Consider the following 17,639-nt stretch of genomic DNA (forward strand, 5'->3'; position numbering starts at 1 on the left):
ACTTGGGGAGCTTTACCATGTTGTATGACAGATTGCAGGAAAAAGATAACTGTGGCTTTGGATTAATTGCACATATTGAAGGAGAGCCTAGCCACAAGGTGGTGCGCACAGCCATACACGCACTGGCTCGGATGCAGCACAGGGGCGCAATTCTGGCGGATGGAAAAACAGGTGATGGCTGTGGTTTGTTAATGCAAAAACCAGACCGTTTCTTCCAAATGATCGCTAACGAGCAATCATGGCGGCTCGCTAAAAATTATGCTGTCGGCATGTTATTTCTAAACCAGGATGCCAAAATCGCCCAATTATGCCGTGATATTATCGAACAGGAATTACAACACGAAACCCTATCCATTGTGGGTTGGCGGGAAGTTCCTATCAATCGCGACATCTTAGGTGATATTGCTTTATCAAGCCTTCCTCGTATTGAGCAAGTTTTTATCAACGCCCCCGCCGGATGGCGGGCGCAAGATCTGGAACGCCGCCTGTTCGTTTCCCGACGCCGTATAGAAAAACGTATTACCGATAATGACTTTTATATTTGCAGCCTGTCCAATTTGGTCACGATTTATAAAGGATTGTGCATGGCTGCGGATTTACCGCGTTTCTATCCCGATTTGGCTGACCTGCGCATGGAATCTGCCATCTGTTTATTCCATCAGCGCTTTTCAACCAATACCATTCCCCGTTGGCCGCTGGCACAACCCTTTCGCTATCTGGCTCACAATGGAGAAATCAATACCATTACGGGAAACCGTGAATGGGCTAAAGCCAGGGCCTATAAATTCCGCACGCCACTGATCCCAGACTTACATACTGCGGCTCCTTTTGTTAATGAAACCGGCTCCGATTCTAGTTCACTGGATAACATGCTGGAGCTGTTTCTCAATGGCGGTATGGATTTAATCCGCGCAATGCGTTTGCTCGTTCCACCGGCATGGCAGAATAATCCTGATATGGATGATGATCTGCGTGCATTCTTCGATTTTAACTCCATGCACATGGAACCCTGGGATGGGCCAGCCGGCATTGTGATTTCCGATGGACGTTATGCCGCCTGTAATTTGGATCGCAATGGCTTACGCCCTGCCCGTTATGTGATTACCAAAGATAAGCTGATTACCTGCGCTTCTGAAGTGGGTATTTGGGATTACCAACCCGATGAAGTCGTCGAGAAAGGCCGTGTCGGGCCAGGTGAGCTTATGGTTATCGATACCTATGAAGGGCGTATTCTCCACTCAGCGGAAACTGACAATGATCTAAAAAGCCGCCACCCTTATAAAGAATGGCTGGAAAAGAACGTCAAGCCTTTGATTCCGTTTGAAGAGCTGCCAGAAACACAAGTCGGGCAGCGCGGGTTAGATGACCGCCTGTTGGCAACTTATCACAAGCAGTTCGCCTACAGTAATGAAGAGTTGGATCAAGTTATCCGTACCCTCGGTGAAAATGCTCAAGAAGCGACGGGTTCAATGGGCGATGATACACCGTTTGCCGTGCTTTCCAGTCGTCCGCGCATTATCTACGACTATTTTCGCCAGCAATTCGCCCAGGTTACCAATCCTCCCATCGATCCATTACGTGAAGCTCATGTGATGTCTCTGGCTACCCGCATTGGGCGAGAAATGAATGTCTTTTGTGAAGCGGAAGGGCAGGCGCATCGGTTGTGCTTTCAATCGCCCGTCCTGCTCTATTCTGATTTCGTGCAACTAACAACACGGCAGGAACCCTATTATCGCGCTGATACATTGGATTTGACCTTCAATCCACAGGAAATATCCCTGAAACAAGCGGTCTTAACTTTATGTGAAAGAGCCGAGGAATTCGCCCGCAATGGTGCTGTATTGTTGGTCCTATCCGATCGCAATATTGCACCAGAAAGAATTCCCATCCCCGCACCAATGGCTGTCGGTGCTATCCAGCATTGCCTGGTTGAGAAAAACTTGCGCTGCGATACCAACTTGATTGTAGAAACCGCCAGTACGCGTGATCCACATCATTTTGCGGTATTGATGGGTTTTGGCGCTACCGCTGTTTACCCTTATCTGGCCTATGAATCACTGGGAAAAATGGTGGATGATGGCATAATCAATGCGCCATATGCCCGCGTGATGCTTAATTATCGTAATGGCATCAATAAAGGGCTATATAAGATTATGTCCAAAATGGGCATCTCCACCATTTCCTCTTATCGCTGCTCTAAGTTATTCGAAGCCGTTGGTTTGCACCAGGATGTAACAGCGATCTGCTTCAATGGTGTTGTCAGCCGTATTGGGGGAGCAGATTTCAGCGATTTTGAACAAGATCTGCGTAATCTTGCCAAACGAGCATGGTTGCATCGCCACCCCATCGATCAAGGGGGACTGCTGAAATATGTCCATAATGGGGAGTATCACGCTTATAACCCCGATGTTGTCAAAACATTGCAAACCGCTGTTCACAGTGGCAACTACAGTGATTACCTGAAATATTCCGAACTGGTCAATGGGCGCCCCATCACCACTTTGCGGGATTTGCTCGCCCTTGCACCTAAAGATGAACCTATCAGCATTGAAGAGGTTGAACCCGCAGAAGCACTGTTCAAACGATTTGATACCGCAGCCATGTCAATTGGCGCACTCAGCCCAGAGGCCCATGAAGCGCTGGCAGAAGCAATGAATACGTTAGGCGGCTTTTCCAACTCAGGCGAAGGTGGCGAAGATCCTGCCCGTTATCGTACCAAGAAAGTTTCCCGCATCAAGCAAGTTGCTTCCGGTCGATTTGGCGTTACACCAGCGTACTTAGCCAGTGCCGATGTGATCCAGATAAAAGTCGCCCAAGGAGCAAAACCAGGGGAAGGGGGTCAACTGCCAGGAGATAAGGTCACGCCTTATATTGCCAAATTGCGCTACTCCGTTCCGGGCGTTACCCTGATTTCTCCGCCTCCACATCACGATATTTATTCAATTGAAGATCTGGCTCAATTGATTTTCGATCTTAAGCAGGTGAATCCACAGGCGCTGATCTCCGTCAAACTGGTTTCAGAACCTGGTGTAGGAACCATTGCCACCGGTGTCGCCAAAGCCTATGCCGACCTGATCACCATCGCCGGTTATGACGGCGGAACAGGTGCCAGCCCGCTCTCCTCGGTCAAATACGCAGGTTGCCCGTGGGAATTGGGGCTGGTGGAAACCCAACAAGCACTGGTTGCCAATGGATTACGCCATAAAATCCGCCTTCAAGTTGATGGGGGATTAAAAACAGGAATGGATATCATCAAAGCGGCAATTTTAGGCGCAGAAAGTTTCGGTTTCGGCACTGGCCCAATGGTTGCTCTTGGCTGTAAGTATTTGCGCATCTGTCACTTAAATAACTGTGCGACGGGTGTCGCTACACAAGATGAAAAATTACGCCAATCGCATTATCACGGCTTGCCAGAAAGAGTCATTCACTATTTCCACTTTATTGCGCAGGAAACACGTGAACTGATGGCGCAATTAGGGGTGAAAAGACTGACCGATTTGATTGGACGCACAGATTTACTGGAAATACTTGAGGGAATTTCTGCCAAGCAAAGCAAGCTCAATCTCGAACCATTGCTGGAAACGGTGGAACCTCATACCGGCAAAGCGCAGCATTGCACCGAAGGGAATCCACCTTTTGACCAAGGTACGCTGAATAAATTGATCGTCGCCCAGGCTATGCCTTATGTAGAAAACGCGCAAAGCAAAACGTTCTATTTTGATATCCAAAATACCGACCGCTCTGTTGGCGCCTCCCTCTCTGGTGAGATTGCGGCTCGGTATGGCGATCAAGGGCGCGCTGCCGATCCGATCAAGCTACATTTCAATGGAACAGCCGGGCAAAGTTTTGGCGTCTGGAATGCTGCCGGTGTCGAACTGACGTTAATTGGTGATGCCAATGATTATGTTGGTAAGGGTATGGCTGGCGGCTGTATTACCATCCTTCCTCCTGCCGGTTCGGCATTTAAAAGTCACGAAGCCACTATTATCGGCAATACCTGCCTTTATGGGGCAACAGGCGGGAAACTCTTTGCTGCCGGACGCGCCGGTGAACGCTTCGCGGTACGTAATTCAGGTGCCATCACCGTTATTGAGGGGATCGGTGACAATGGCTGTGAATATATGACTGGCGGGATCGTCTGTGTCCTGGGTAGCACGGGCGTAAATTTTGGTGCAGGTATGACGGGTGGATTTGCTTACGTCCTTGATGAATTTGATGACTTCCGCAAACGCGTCAATCCAGAACTGGTAGAAGTTCTCTCAATGGATACCCTTGCCATTCATAAAGAACATCTGCGGGGATTAATCACCGAACATGTCCGTCTGACAAACTCTCAACACGGTGAAAGCCTATTGGAAAATTGGTCTCAATGGGTCAATAAGTTTGCTTTGGTTAAACCTAAATCCAGTGATGTCAGTGCGTTGTTGGGACACCGTAGCCGTTCTTCTGCCGAATTGCGAGTTCAGGCACAGTAAGGAGTTAAGAATGAGTCAGAATGTTTATCAATTTATCGACTTACAACGTGTCGATCCACCTAAGAAATTATTGAAAATCAGAAAAATAGAATTTGTTGAGATTTATGAACCCTTTTCTGAAATTCAGGCACAGGCACAAGCAGATCGCTGCCTCTCTTGTGGTAATCCATATTGTGAATGGAAGTGTCCCGTCCATAACTACATTCCAAATTGGCTGAAACTTGCCAATGAAGGACGCATCATCGAAGCAGCGGAATTATCACACCAGACCAACAGCTTGCCAGAAGTCTGTGGTCGGGTCTGTCCACAAGATCGCCTGTGTGAAGGCGCTTGTACCCTGAATGATGACTTCGGTGCTGTCACTATCGGCAACATTGAACGCTATATCAATGACACAGCTATCGCGATGGGCTGGAAACCAGATATGTCGCATGTCATCCCAACAGGTAAACGGGTTGCTGTGGTTGGGGCGGGGCCAGCAGGATTAGCTTGTGCAGATGTCCTGACGCGTAATGGCGTACAAGCGGTGGTTTACGATCGCCATCCTGAAATTGGTGGTTTGCTTACATTTGGCATTCCCGCCTTTAAACTGGAAAAAGAGGTGATAATCCGCCGCCGTGAAATATTTGCCGAAATGGGAATTGAATTCCATCTAAACACGGAAATAGGCCGGGACATCACTCTGGCTGAACTCACCAAAGAATTTGATGCCGTATTTCTTGGGGTGGGTACCTATCAATCCATCCGTGGTGGACTGGAGAACGAAAACGCTGACGGGGTATATGACGCCTTACCCTTTTTAATTGCTAACACCCGTCATTTGATGGGTTACCCATCTCTGCCTGAGCAGCCTTATGTTGATATGAAGGGTAAACGTGTTCTGGTGCTGGGCGGCGGTGATACAGCAATGGACTGTGTCCGTACTTCGATTCGCCAGGGTGCAGCTCATGTTATCTGCGCCTATCGGCGAGATGAGGAAAATATGCCTGGCTCCCGCCGTGAAGTAAAAAATGCGAAAGAAGAAGGTGCAGAATTTCGTTTTAATCTGCAACCCATTAGCATTGAGGTTAATGGTGCGGGACGGGTTTGTGGCGTCAAAGTGGTGAAAACACAACTGAGTGCCCTGGATGAAAAAGGCCGTCGTCAGGCTGAGATTATTCAAGGTTCCGAGTTTTTGATAGAAGCTGATGCAGTCATCATGGCCTTTGGTTTCAAGCCTCACACTATGAGTTGGCTGGATGAACATCAAGTCAAGCTCGATCAAAAAGGCCGTATTATCGCGCCTGCATCCAGTGACCTGCCTTTCCAGACCAGTAATCCTAAAATATTCGCCGGCGGGGATGCCGTACGTGGTTCTGACTTAGTAGTCACCGCCATTGATGAAGGCAGAAAAGCCGCTTTCAGCATCCTCGACTATTTTGAGGTCTAAACTCTATTCTTTTTAATGACTTCTCCGACCTCTTAGTCGGAGAAGTTCTCACAAGATAAAAATCTCACCATTTTTTTTATTTTCTTTTACTTCCAGATTAGTTGTATTTTTGGGTTTTATGCGACTATTCTTATATTCTAAAGTAAAATATATCGATTTAATCTCCTGCTCATTATAGCAATAGTGCAATACCGTAATACGGCAATAAGATCTATTTTTTTGCTAAGAAAATTGCTGAACAGAACTGATTAAATAGATATGAAATAAAAAATCATTAAAGTGATAATAATAGGTAGAAATATATGCGCTTACTTTCCCAGATACTCTTCTTCTCTTTTATCTCCTTAGCAAGCTTGCCTTCACTTGCCAAATTCTCTACTCCCGCCGAAATTATGAAGCAAGTACAAGAAAGAGGAATAAATTCTGTTGTGGCAGAGATAAACGCAGAATATAAACAAGACAAAATTATCCAGAATATTGCGACTGGTGATAAACAATGGCTGCAAGTTGCCTTTAAGCTATACCCTAATATCCATCCAGAATTTTCCCGACAAATTATTAATGCTTTATCAGTTGCTTTAATTGAAAATCCTGAAGAGGTATTATCACTGATAAAAACACACCGCACTCTCTCATTCATTGATATATGCAATATGCCGTCAACAATCAAAGGACGGAGCCAACAAAAATTATTTATCAAGAGAATAATAAATAGCCTAAGAGCAGCGGAGCAATCTAATAAAGGAAAAGACCAATACAATATCGAAGCCTGTATATGGGAATTTGAGAGAGCACTTAGTTACATGTAGCTCTACTTACTATACGCATTAAACTTCAAATTGTAATTTACAACACGATATAAAACCTGATTTCTCCCCGCTTCGCGGGGAAGAAATCACACGCATCTTTCTCACGAAACCCCTTTGACTGCCAAGCTGCGGCCTTATTGACTGCAACTTGAATCTACTATTGGGTATGAGCTTTGAACGGTTATTTTACGACGCGCAAAGTTGGGCGGCCTTTTGGCGGTTGAGGTGGTTCGTCATCTGGCGAACCATCATCATGAGATGCTTTTTTACTATGCTTACTATTGTGGATATGCACCAGATTATCCGCTGCTGGCATATCCGTTTCTGCTGACTCAGCACTATCCGCGTCATAGGCAAGTTCTGGCTCAAACATCATTCCTGCGCCATTTTCACGGGCATAAACGGCAATCACAGCTGCCATTGGAACAGTCACTTGACGACCAACACCACCAAATCGGGCATTAAATCTCACTTCATCGTTCGTCAATTGCAAATTGCCAACCGCTCTCGGCGAGATATTCAAGATAATTTGCCCATTTTGTGCATATTCCATCGGGACGTTAACGCCATAACAGTTAACATCCACAACAATATGCGGGGTCATGTCATTATCCAACAGCCATTCATAATGTGCCCGCAGTAGATAGGGACGGCGTGGAGACATTTGAGTCATCTCCATATATTAACTCCGTGATTGTAAACGCATTTCACGTTCTGCTTCCGTCAACGAGGCCAGGAATGCATCACGTTCAAATACACGCTGCATATAGACTTGAAGATCTTTGGCACCTGGTCCTGACAACTCAACACCCAAGACAGGCAAACGCCACAGAAGTGGAGATAAGTAACAATCCACCAGGCTGAACTCTTCACTCATAAAGAAGGGCATTTCTCTAAAAATTGGCCCAATCGCCAGTAATTCTTCAGCAAGCTGTTTACGTGCAGCATTCGCTTCCTGCACGCCACCTTCCTGAATGGTGTACATCAGGGAATACCAGTCTTTTTCAATTCTATGCATCATCAGACGGCTGGAGCCTCGTGCGACAGGATACACAGGCATGAGGGGCGGATGCGGAAAACGTTCATCCAGATATTCCATAATGATGCGAGAATCATACAGGGTCAGTTCACGATCAACGAGGGTAGGAACAGATTGATAAGGATTCAAGTCAATCAAATCCTGAGGCAAATTACCCGCTTCAACGTGTTCAATCTCTACGCTGACCCCTTTTTCCGCCAGTACAATTCTCACTTGATGGCTAAAAATGTCGGTCGGGCCGGAAAACAGAGTCATTACCGAACGTTTGTTGGCAGCGACAGCCATGAAAACCTCCAAGTTTATCTAAAAAAAGGAACGAACAGCCCTTCAATGAACAGCGGCTATTCTCGCTCATATTCTCATCCTGTTTCGCACTTATTATCCGAGGTATCCCCCTATCTTCCAGTGACCGCTCTATTGGCTGTAACAAGAAAATATTTTGGGGTATATTTTACCTCTGCCAAATCAGGCAAACTCATGGATAAGGCAAAAAATTGTTACTAGTCTACCAGATTTTGCACATTTTGTGGGGAAGTACATTGAGAATTAATGATGAAATATTAGAATCTGGGAATTATTTTGCCAAAAATGTTCTTTTTTCGCCAAAAAAAGAGAATTATCGAAGAGTAAAAAATCGACAGAAATAAAAAACCCGCCATAAAAATGACGGGTTTTTAACTTTAACCCACTGCCACAGTTGTGGCAATAAATTAACGTTTGGAGAACTGTGGACGACGACGTGCTTTGCGCAGACCCACTTTTTTACGTTCAACTTCACGAGCATCGCGAGTAACGAAGCCAGCTTTGCGAAGTTCAGAACGCAGAGTCTCGTCATAAGCCATCAGTGCACGGGTGATACCGTGACGGATTGCGCCTGCCTGACCAGAAATACCACCACCTTTAACAGTGATGTACAGATCCAGTTTGTTCAGCATATCAACCAGCTCAAGTGGTTGACGAACAACCATGCGCGCAGTTTCACGACCGAAGTAAACTTCGAGGCTGCGTTGGTTGATTACGATGTTACCGCTACCTGGCTTAATGAAGACACGAGCGGAAGAGCTTTTGCGGCGACCAGTGCCGTAGTATTGATTTTCAGCCATTGCCTATAATCCCGATTAAATGTCCAGAACTTGTGGTTGCTGTGCCGCGTGGTTGTGCTCGCTGCCCGCGTAAACTTTCAGTTTACGGTACATTGCACGACCCAGTGGCCCTTTTGGCAGCATGCCTTTAACCGCGATTTCAATGACACGCTCAGGACGGCGGGCAATCATCTCTTCAAAGGTCGCTTGCTTGATACCACCGATGTGGCCAGTGTGGTGATAATAAATTTTGTCAGAACGTTTGTTGCCGGTTACAGCAACTTTTTCTGCGTTAACAATAATGATGTAATCACCAGTATCAACGTGCGGAGTGTATTCCGCTTTGTGCTTGCCGCGCAGGCGACGAGCTATTTCAGTTGCAAGACGGCCCAAAGTTTTGCCATCTGCGTCAACAACATACCAGTCGCGTTTTACGGTTTCTGGTTTAGCTGTAAAAGTTTTCATTAAAGCTTACCCAATTATAAGTTACACGTTGGTGAACACTCGATGTTCAGAAACTGTTTTTGAGGTTCACACGACTCATGTCCAGCAAACCTACCCCTTCGAATAGCCTATATGCCGGCACTAATGCAAGTTTTTTGGGAAATAAAAAATCCTGCTGTAACGTGGGGTCGCAAGATTATAGAGAACTCATCATAAAAAATCGACCCCAAATTCAATAATTATCCCAAAGGATAAAGGAATCAGGGTAAATGTGGAAGTTTTAAGTATTCCTCACTTTGCATTTCCTGCAAGCGAGACAGGCAACGTTGATATTCAAACGCCAACAAATCACCCTGATAAATCTGTTCCATCGGCGCGTCGGCATTAATGATAAGTTTTACCTGGCGCTCATAGAATTCATCCACCAGGGCAATGAAACGTCGGGCAGCATTTTCATTTAATGCCGTCATGATCGGCATATCGTGCAACAAAACCGAATGATAAAGCTTTGACAAAGCAATATAGTCCAGCTGGCTACGCGGATCTTCACACAATGTTTTGAAATGGATTGCCAATACCCCATCAACACTCCTGATTGCGGGCATATTACGATGATTAATCTCCAATATTGGATTCGGCTCTCCTTCTCGTCCAGCCAAGCGCTGGAACATATGACGCATCTCCTGTCGATTTTCCTCTGACAATGGCGTCAGATAGAGATGAGCCTGTGTTAATGTCCGTAGGCGATAGTCGATACCGGCATCGACATTCATCACATCACAATATTTTTTGATCAGTTCAATGGCTGGCAGAAATCGTGCGCGCTGCAATCCATTTCGGTATAACTCATCAGGCGGGATATTGGATGTCGCTACCAAGGCAATTCCTCGGGCAAATAAAGCTTCCAGCAAGGTACCGAGGAGCATAGCATCCGTAATATCGGACACAAAAAACTCATCAAAACAGAGTATATCCGTCTGTGCCTTGAAACCATCAGCAATTATCTCTAAAGGATCTTCATGGCCTTGTAACGTTGTTAATTCTTCATGTACCCGTAACATGAAACGGTGGAAATGGAGACGCAGTTTTCGCTCGGTGGGTAAACTCTGGTAAAACATATCCATCAGCCACGTTTTACCACGCCCGACACCGCCCCACATATAAAGTCCCTGAACAGGGCGGAATTGTGCAGAAATTTGCCGACCAAACAACTTACCCAATATGCCTTTCAGTCCACTTGCTTTTGGAATATGGCGCAGTTGAGCATTGATGAGGTCGCGATGAATAAGATCAAGGCGTTCAACCGTCTTGCGCTGTACTTCGTCAGGTTGATACTGCCCCTCAGACAAGGCTGATTGATAGAGAGATGAAGGTGTAATCGGTGACATGAAAATAACAATCCTTAAAGTTTTTTATTCTCAATACGTATATACGCATTAAACCTCAAGTTGCAATTTACAACACGATATGAAACCTGATTTCCCCCGCATCGCGGGGAGAAACCACACGCATCTTGAAGTTAGATTGGTATAATAATTTACCAATAAGAACTATACCAATGCCCACTACTGTGAATTGAGGGATATGATTTTGCCTACCTACTTTGGGAAATCTGTATAAAATTAATATATTAAATTACAAATAAATGAATTAATTAATAATCAATATTCCACTCTGACTAAATTAACGGTTATAGTGGTCATCATGAACCAGGAGCCTATCCCAATTAGCTGTATATCCTTGCAAACAGAACGGCCTAATGGGATAACGCTCTAAGAACATTGCAGAAACGATATTGCAGAATTAACGCTGTTACTAAAGGAGTTGCCATGACTTGGGAATATGCCCTGATCGGATTAATCATCGGTTTTATCGTCGGCGCACTGGCTGTCCGCTTTGGCAGCTCAAAGCTACGCCAACAAAATACCCTACAGGCTGAATTGGAGAAAAATCGGGCGGAATTGGAAGAATACCGCAAAGAGCTGGTCAGCCATTTCGCCCGTAGCGCTGAATTACTTGACAATATGGCACGCGATTACCGCCAGTTGTATCAACACATGGCGAAAAGTTCCAATGAACTGATGCCCAATATGCCTGTGCAGGATAATCCTTTCAATTATCGTCTGAGCGAATCCGAAACTGAGAAAAATAAAGTGACTGCTAATACGCCGCCACGGGATTATTCTGAGGGTGCATCTGGCCTCTTCCGTCCGATTCAAGATAAGTAATTAATGCACTTTGCCGTGGTAATAATCGCTACCACGGCCCCCTTTAGCCCCCTTCATCCTATGGAAAGATTTTTGTTTTTTATTTTTGATTCACGTAAATACCTGTAAAGAAACGCATTGAAACGACTTTATTAGTGAACTTTGCTGAATAATTGAGAGTCATAACAACATTGAAACTATGTTGCTTAAGACCTATATAACTCCCAGGAATAAGTGATTTCTCAGGTAGTAACACCTTGACAGGACAGGTCTCTTAAGCACAATTTCCTTTTCTAGCTTAGGTATTAAGAGAACGTATTCATGAAAAGAAAAAATACATTACTCAGCGCACTCGCTATTAGTATCGGATTATCTTTAGCTTCAGTTCCAATGGTAAGTAATGCAGCCTTGCCTGCTGTGTCTGCTCAAGAATTACCCAGTCTCGCTCCCATGCTGGAAAAAGTGCTGCCTTCTGTTGTCACTGTTCATGTTTCAGGTACAGAAGTACAAAGCCAGCAGCTCCAGTTACCTGACGATTTTCAGTTCTTCTTCGGGCCTGCATTTCCTCCGCAAGAACCAAGAAAACGTCCATTCACTGGGTTAGGCTCTGGGGTAATTATTGATGCTAATAAAGGTTATGTCCTGACCAATAGTCATGTCATTAATAATGCAAATAAAATACGCGTTCAATTAAATGATGGCCGTGAATATTCAGCAAAACTCCTTGGACGTGATCCACAAACCGACATCGCTCTTTTACAATTGAAAGATGCCAAAAATCTGACTGCCATCAAGTTCGCTGACTCAGACCAACTGCGCGTCGGAGATTATGCCATTGCCATCGGTAACCCATTTGGCTTGGGGCAAACCGTCACATCTGGGATCATTTCTGCTCTTGGCCGTAGCGGTCTGAATCTGGAAGGTTTGGAAAACTTTATCCAGACCGATGCCCCGATTAACCGCGGTAACTCTGGTGGTGCATTGATTAATCTGAAAGGGGAACTGATCGGTATTAACACGGCTATCCTCGCACCAAGCGGGGGTAACGTCGGTATCGGTTTTGCCATCCCAAGTAATATGGCTAAGGTCCTTTCCGCTCAGCTTATTTCCCACGGCGAAGTCAAACGCGGCATACTCGGCATCAAAGGCACCGAGATGACAGCAGACATTGCCAAAGCACTCAATGTTGAAGCACAGCAAGGGACATTTGTCAGCGAAGTTCTGCCTAAATCGGCCGCAGCTAAAGCCGGTATCAAACCAGGAGATGTCCTAATCTCCTTTGATGGCAAGAAAATTAATAGCTTTGCTGAGCTACGTGCGAAGGTTGGTACAACAGTTCCAGGCAAAGAAGTCACAATTGGTCTGTTGCGCAAAGGGAAACCACTTGAAGTCACCGTTACACTGGATAACAGTGATGGAGAGCCAACGAAAGCAGAAAACTTGAGTATTGCCCTGCAAGGCGCAACCCTGAGTAATGCCGCTATCAAAAATACCCAAGGCATCAAAGTGGATTCGATTACGCCGAACTCACCTGCTGCAATATCAGGCTTGCAGAAGGATGACTTAATTGTTGGTGCCAACAATGTGCGTGTACGAAATATCAGCGAATTACGTAAAATCACTGAACAGAAGCCAGCCATTATCGCATTGAACGTCTTACGTGGTGACGATAATGTTTATCTCTTACTGCGTAATTAATCTATATCCACCACAGACGCAGTATGATGCTGCGTCTGTCCACTTCTATGCTATTCTTCTTTCAACCAATTACTACGCTGAATAATGTCATGCTGATCAAGTTATTGCGCTCTATACTCATAGGCTTATTGATTGCCGCTATTTTGCTGGTCGCTATACCGGCCCTGCGTCCCAGCGGCTTAAAAAATTTCCTGAGCGATAACAACAGCAACGATACAATATCCAGTTTCAGCAAAGCAGTCCGTCGGGCTGCGCCTGCGGTAGTCAATATTTACAGCAGCAGCATGGGCAGTTTTTCCCATGAAAGTCGGGAGCTCCTTCCCTTAGGTTCCGGCGTGATTATGAGTGAACAGGGCTATATTCTCACAAATCGGCATGTTATCAATAAGGCAGCATCCATTATTGTCGCTTTACAAGATGGACACTTTTATGAAGCCCTGCTCGTCGGCTCAGATGGCCCAACCGATCTGGCCGTTTTAAAAATCAACGCCACAAACCTGCCTGTGATCCCAATTAATCCTAAACGTGTGGCCCATGTAGGCGATATCGTATTAGCTATCGGCAATCCGTACAATTTGGGACAAACCATTACACAAGGCATTGTCAGTGCAACCGGACGTGTCGGTCTTAGCCCAACGCGTCGCCAGAATTTCCTGCAAACTGATGCATCAATTAACCAAGGCAACTCCGGTGGCGCTTTGGTCAATACGCTGGGAGAATTAGTGGGTATCAATACGTTGACATTCGATAAGTCTGAGTTTGGTTCAACACCAGAAGGATTAGGATTTGCCATTCCAACAAAACTGGCTACAACCGTTATGCAGAAATTGATCCGTGATGGCCGGGTTATCAGGGGATATATAGGCATCACCGCCAGAGAATTGCCCTATATTCGCTCATCAGGCAGTAATATCAATCAAATTCAGGGGTTACGCGTTTTCCAAATCGCACCCAATGGCCCTGCTGAAAAAGCGGGGATCAAAGTGGGAGATATCATTACCCGCGTTAATCACCAACCGGCCATATCACCAATGGAAACAATGGACCAAGTCGCGGAAATTCGGCCGGGCAGTGTCGTTCCTGTCACTGTGCTACGCGATGGAACTTCCCTCACATTTAACGTCACAATCGATGAGTTTGATGGCTACTAACCAACCTTTTCTTTCTCGCCCACTCTTTTTCACCTACAACGTGGCGAGCGAGAAAGAATATTTAATTCCGTTTAGCCAGTTGTCTTAATGCGTTCAATATTTGCCCCAAGACCACGCAGCTTATCTTCAATATGTTCGTAACCGCGGTCAATATGATAAATACGGTCCACGACGGTCGTGCCTTCGGCAATGCAACCCGCTAATACTAAACTCGCAGAAGCACGCAAATCCGTTGCCATTACCTGAGCGCCAGACAATTTGTCAACACCATGACACAGCACGGTATTGCTCTCAATTTCAGCCCGCGCACCCATACGAATCAGTTCAGGAATATGCATGAAGCGATTTTCAAAAATGGTTTCGGTGATCATACCTGCACCATCCGCAACCATATTCAACAGGCTAAATTGCGCCTGCATATCAGTTGGGAAACCTGGATGCGGTGCCGTGCGGAATGTCACTGATTTCGGCCGTTGACCATGCATATCAAGGCTAACCCAATCCTCTCCCACGTTGATATCCGCCCCTGCTTCACGCAGTTTGGCTAAAACAGCATCCAAGGTATCAGGTTTCGCATGACGACAAACCACCTTACCACGCGAAACCGCCGCAGCGACCAGGAAGGTGCCAGTTTCGATACGATCAGGCAATATACGGTGAACCCCTCCGCCCAAACGCTCAACGCCTTCAATCACAATGCGATCGGTGCCTGCACCTTTGATTTTGGCTCCCAGCATATTGAGAAAATTAGCCGTATCTTCAATTTCAGGTTCGCGTGCAGCGTTTTCAATAACAGTAGTGCCTTCTGCCAAGGTTGCCGCGGTCATAATCGTAACCGTTGCTCCAACACTGACTTTATCCATCACAATGCTGGCACCTTTCAAACGTCCATCCACAGTGGCTCTGACATACCCTTCATCCAGCACGATTTTCGCACCAAGTTGCTCCAGGCCAGAAATATGAAGATCAACAGGACGCGCTCCAATGGCACAGCCGCCTGGCAAAGAGACTTGCCCCTGACCGAAACGCGCTACCAACGGCCCTAATGCCCAGATGGACGCTCGCATGGTTTTAACCAGTTCATAAGGGGCGCAATATTCATTGACCCCACTCGCATCAATAAAAACAGAACCATTACGTTCCACTTTTGTTCCCAAACGATTAAGCAATTTGATCGTGGTATCAATATCTCTCAATTCAGGCACATTCTGTAATTCAACCGGCTCTTCTGCCAGTAACGCTGCGAACATAATTGGTAAGGCGGCATTTTTTGCCCCGGAAATGGTCACCTCTCCCGACAGGCAGGTAGGCCCTTTCACACGAAATTTATCCATCTGTCACGATTCTCTTATTTAATTCAAAATGCGCTGTTCGCGGCGAGGCAAACAGCCTTAAAGTCCCTGAAGCTTGCGGTCACGCTGCCACTGTGCCGGTGTATAGGCTTTGATTGACAACGCGTGAATGCGGTTATCAGCGATATATTCCATCAGAGGAGCATAGACAGCCTGCTGTTGTTTAACTCGGCTCAGGCCATCAAAAAATGCGCCAACGGCAATAACCTGAAAATGACTGCCATCACCGCTGACGATGACTTCATCAAGTGCCAATTTTTCCATTAGCACTTTTTTAATTTCATTCGTATCCATAGTTCTGCTCACACTTGTCTTTAGAAAATAATAATAGTAGATGCCTATCCTAATGGAATACAGGCAACTCTTAAACCAAGAAAAACGCCCCTGTAAGTTGATGGCTTACAAGGGCGCTGATGATCAAAAAAAGGAATTACGTCTTGGGCTGACTATCATCAAGAAGAGCTTGCAGGCCATATAACGTTACCAACGTGTTCAACTGTTCCCCTATACCTGAAAAGGTCAGTGCCTTGCCACGTTTCTGGCATTCTCCTTTGAATTGGACAAACAGAGCCAACCCCGTGGAATCCACACGGCTTAACTGGGAGACATCAATATTGTCAATGCCCGCCAGAACCTGCTCTTTTTGTTGCCAAAGGGGTAGCAAACTATCACGATCCAATGTGCCTTGCAGAAACAATGTATTACCGGCCTTTTCCCAGCTAACCGTTCCCTGATTGACGTTTTCGTTAATCATCATAGCGTTATCAACCGTCGCTTTTTCCATATCACTTTTTCTTTTCTAAAGTGATCGGTGCTTTTGCACTGATGGCTAATTGTTCAGTCAAGCCATCAATACCTTTCTGACGCAGGATATCCACCCATTCATTCTGCTTGGTCGTGATCATACTCACGCCTTCTGCAATCATGTCGTAAGCCTGCCAATAACCGGTCTTACTGTTTTTACGCCATTGGAAATCTAAACGAACTGGCGGCTGCCCGTTAGGATCGGTGATCGTGACACGAATAGCCACTATCGTCTTATCAGCCAACGGCTGTTCTGGGGCAATCTGATAATCTTGTCCGTGATACATCGCCAAAGCCTGACCATATGCCTGTTCCAGATAGGATTCAAACGCCTTGAAATAAGCATCACGCTGTTCCGGTGTCGCTTGTTTGTAGTAAGGCCCCAGAACCAGTGCTCCTGCATATTTTATCTGTACATAAGGCAGCAATTCTTGACGCACAATCTGGCGCAAGACGTCTGGATTGGCCTGAATCTGCGGTTGATCGCTCTTCAAACGGCTAAACGTTTTTGCCGCCGCATCTTTCATCAATGCGTAAGGGTTGGTTTGATCTGTAGCGCTGGCCAATGGCGCAACCACCAGCAACGCAATCATAAGTAATCGCTTAAACATAAGTGTTATTTCTCCTGAGCAGTGGACTGCTAACTTAGTGTGCTTGTTCCGGTGATTTTTCCTGACTTCCGCTACTACTCTTATACAGGAACTGACCAATCAAATCTTCAAGTACCATTGCAGGCTTGGTATCTTCAATACGATCGCCATCTTTCAACATGGCAGTGCCTAAATCAGGATCATCAAACCCAATATTGAGGGCAACATATTGTTCCCCCAGTAACCCTGAAGTTCGGATAGAAAGCGAACTGGTATTGGGAATATTGTCGTATTGCGTGAAAATATCCAATTCAACTTGCGGCGTATACGTTTTGTGATCCAACCAGATTTTCTCCACGCGACCAACAACAACTCCGCCAACTTTCACTGGTGAACGTACTTTCAGGCCACCAATATTGTCAAATGCGGCATATACACGATAAGTTGGCTGACTACCGAAAGATCGGATATCTGCAACTTTGAGGCATAAAAATATGATTGCGGCCAGCGCAATCAAGACAAAAGCTCCCACCCAAATTTCATTTTTCTTGCTTTGCAT

16 protein-coding genes are annotated in these 17,639 nt (G+C 45.8%); 6 read left to right on the forward strand and 10 right to left on the reverse strand.

Translation table 11 applies throughout. The annotated features are described in order from the left end of the window. The first annotated feature begins 17 nt into the window (after positions 1–17). From gltB to IQ211_RS05395, 3 genes are all read left to right on the forward strand, one after another. Entirely contained in the window at positions 18–4,475 is a 4,458-nt protein-coding gene (gene gltB, locus IQ211_RS05385) for a glutamate synthase large subunit (protein ID WP_189758732.1), read from the forward strand. Between the two features lie 10 nt (positions 4,476–4,485). Then, positions 4,486–5,904, forward strand: coding sequence for a glutamate synthase small subunit (locus IQ211_RS05390; RefSeq protein ID WP_189758733.1), 1,419 nt, complete (start codon positions 4,486–4,488; stop codon positions 5,902–5,904). 302 nt (positions 5,905–6,206) lie between these two features. Further along, entirely contained in the window at positions 6,207–6,713 is a 507-nt protein-coding gene (locus tag IQ211_RS05395; RefSeq protein WP_189758734.1) for a hypothetical protein, read from the forward strand. A gap of 181 nt (positions 6,714–6,894) precedes the next feature. Here IQ211_RS05395 and sspB read toward each other — a convergent pair whose 3' ends face one another. The 5 genes from sspB to zapE all read right to left on the reverse strand — a co-directional run bounded on the left by sspB (position 6,895) and on the right by zapE (position 10,666). After that, on the reverse strand, positions 6,895–7,392 hold the full coding sequence (sspB, locus tag IQ211_RS05400; RefSeq protein WP_189758735.1) for a ClpXP protease specificity-enhancing factor: 498 nt from the start codon (positions 7,390–7,392) through the stop codon (positions 6,895–6,897). Between the two features lie 3 nt (positions 7,393–7,395). After that, positions 7,396–8,037 (reverse strand): stringent starvation protein SspA, encoded by a 642-nt coding sequence (gene sspA, locus IQ211_RS05405; protein ID WP_189758736.1) that lies wholly within the window; start codon positions 8,035–8,037, stop codon positions 7,396–7,398. A 425-nt stretch (positions 8,038–8,462) separates the two neighbouring features. Beyond that, positions 8,463–8,855, reverse strand: coding sequence for a 30S ribosomal protein S9 (rpsI, locus tag IQ211_RS05410; protein ID WP_045959780.1), 393 nt, complete (start codon positions 8,853–8,855; stop codon positions 8,463–8,465). A 15-nt stretch (positions 8,856–8,870) separates the two neighbouring features. Next, the gene (gene rplM / locus IQ211_RS05415; RefSeq protein ID WP_189758737.1) at positions 8,871–9,299 is read right to left on the reverse strand and encodes a 50S ribosomal protein L13; all 429 of its coding nucleotides are present in this window, start codon (positions 9,297–9,299) and stop codon (positions 8,871–8,873) included. A 239-nt stretch (positions 9,300–9,538) separates the two neighbouring features. Beyond that, positions 9,539–10,666 carry a cell division protein ZapE gene (zapE, locus tag IQ211_RS05420; protein ID WP_189758738.1) on the reverse strand — a complete coding sequence of 376 codons (1,128 nt, stop codon included), beginning with the start codon at positions 10,664–10,666 and terminating at the stop codon, positions 9,539–9,541. Positions 10,667–11,107: 441 nt separating this feature from the next. Between zapE and zapG the strand changes: the two genes are divergently transcribed. The 3 genes from zapG to degS all read left to right on the forward strand — a co-directional run bounded on the left by zapG (position 11,108) and on the right by degS (position 14,334). Next, positions 11,108–11,506, forward strand: a complete 399-nt coding sequence (gene zapG, locus IQ211_RS05425) for a Z-ring associated protein ZapG (RefSeq protein WP_189758739.1) — start codon at positions 11,108–11,110, stop codon at positions 11,504–11,506. A gap of 300 nt (positions 11,507–11,806) precedes the next feature. Then, complete coding sequence (locus IQ211_RS05430) at positions 11,807–13,183, forward strand: Do family serine endopeptidase (RefSeq protein ID WP_189758740.1); 1,377 nt, start codon at positions 11,807–11,809, stop codon at positions 13,181–13,183. Positions 13,184–13,272: 89 nt separating this feature from the next. Further along, positions 13,273–14,334 carry an outer membrane-stress sensor serine endopeptidase DegS gene (gene degS / locus IQ211_RS05435; RefSeq protein ID WP_189758760.1) on the forward strand — a complete coding sequence of 354 codons (1,062 nt, stop codon included), beginning with the start codon at positions 13,273–13,275 and terminating at the stop codon, positions 14,332–14,334. Between the two features lie 71 nt (positions 14,335–14,405). Here the strand turns inward: degS and murA are convergent, their stop codons facing one another. The 5 genes from murA to mlaD all read right to left on the reverse strand — a co-directional run bounded on the left by murA (position 14,406) and on the right by mlaD (position 17,639). Next, the gene (gene murA / locus IQ211_RS05440; RefSeq protein WP_189758741.1) at positions 14,406–15,668 is read right to left on the reverse strand and encodes a UDP-N-acetylglucosamine 1-carboxyvinyltransferase; all 1,263 of its coding nucleotides are present in this window, start codon (positions 15,666–15,668) and stop codon (positions 14,406–14,408) included. A 57-nt stretch (positions 15,669–15,725) separates the two neighbouring features. Continuing rightward, a complete protein-coding gene (gene ibaG, locus IQ211_RS05445; protein ID WP_074020576.1) occupies positions 15,726–15,980 on the reverse strand; it encodes a BolA family iron metabolism protein IbaG in 255 nt (84 codons plus the stop codon). A 136-nt stretch (positions 15,981–16,116) separates the two neighbouring features. After that, positions 16,117–16,470, reverse strand: a complete 354-nt coding sequence (gene mlaB / locus IQ211_RS05450; RefSeq protein WP_223281613.1) for a lipid asymmetry maintenance protein MlaB — start codon at positions 16,468–16,470, stop codon at positions 16,117–16,119. Position 16,471: 1 nt separating this feature from the next. Next, on the reverse strand, positions 16,472–17,101 hold the full coding sequence (gene mlaC, locus IQ211_RS05455) for a phospholipid-binding protein MlaC (protein ID WP_189758742.1): 630 nt from the start codon (positions 17,099–17,101) through the stop codon (positions 16,472–16,474). A gap of 34 nt (positions 17,102–17,135) precedes the next feature. Continuing rightward, entirely contained in the window at positions 17,136–17,639 is a 504-nt protein-coding gene (gene mlaD, locus IQ211_RS05460; protein ID WP_189758743.1) for an outer membrane lipid asymmetry maintenance protein MlaD, read from the reverse strand.

Source organism: Xenorhabdus griffiniae, assembly GCF_015163655.1.
GTDB classification, from domain to species: domain Bacteria; phylum Pseudomonadota; class Gammaproteobacteria; order Enterobacterales; family Enterobacteriaceae; genus Xenorhabdus; species Xenorhabdus griffiniae.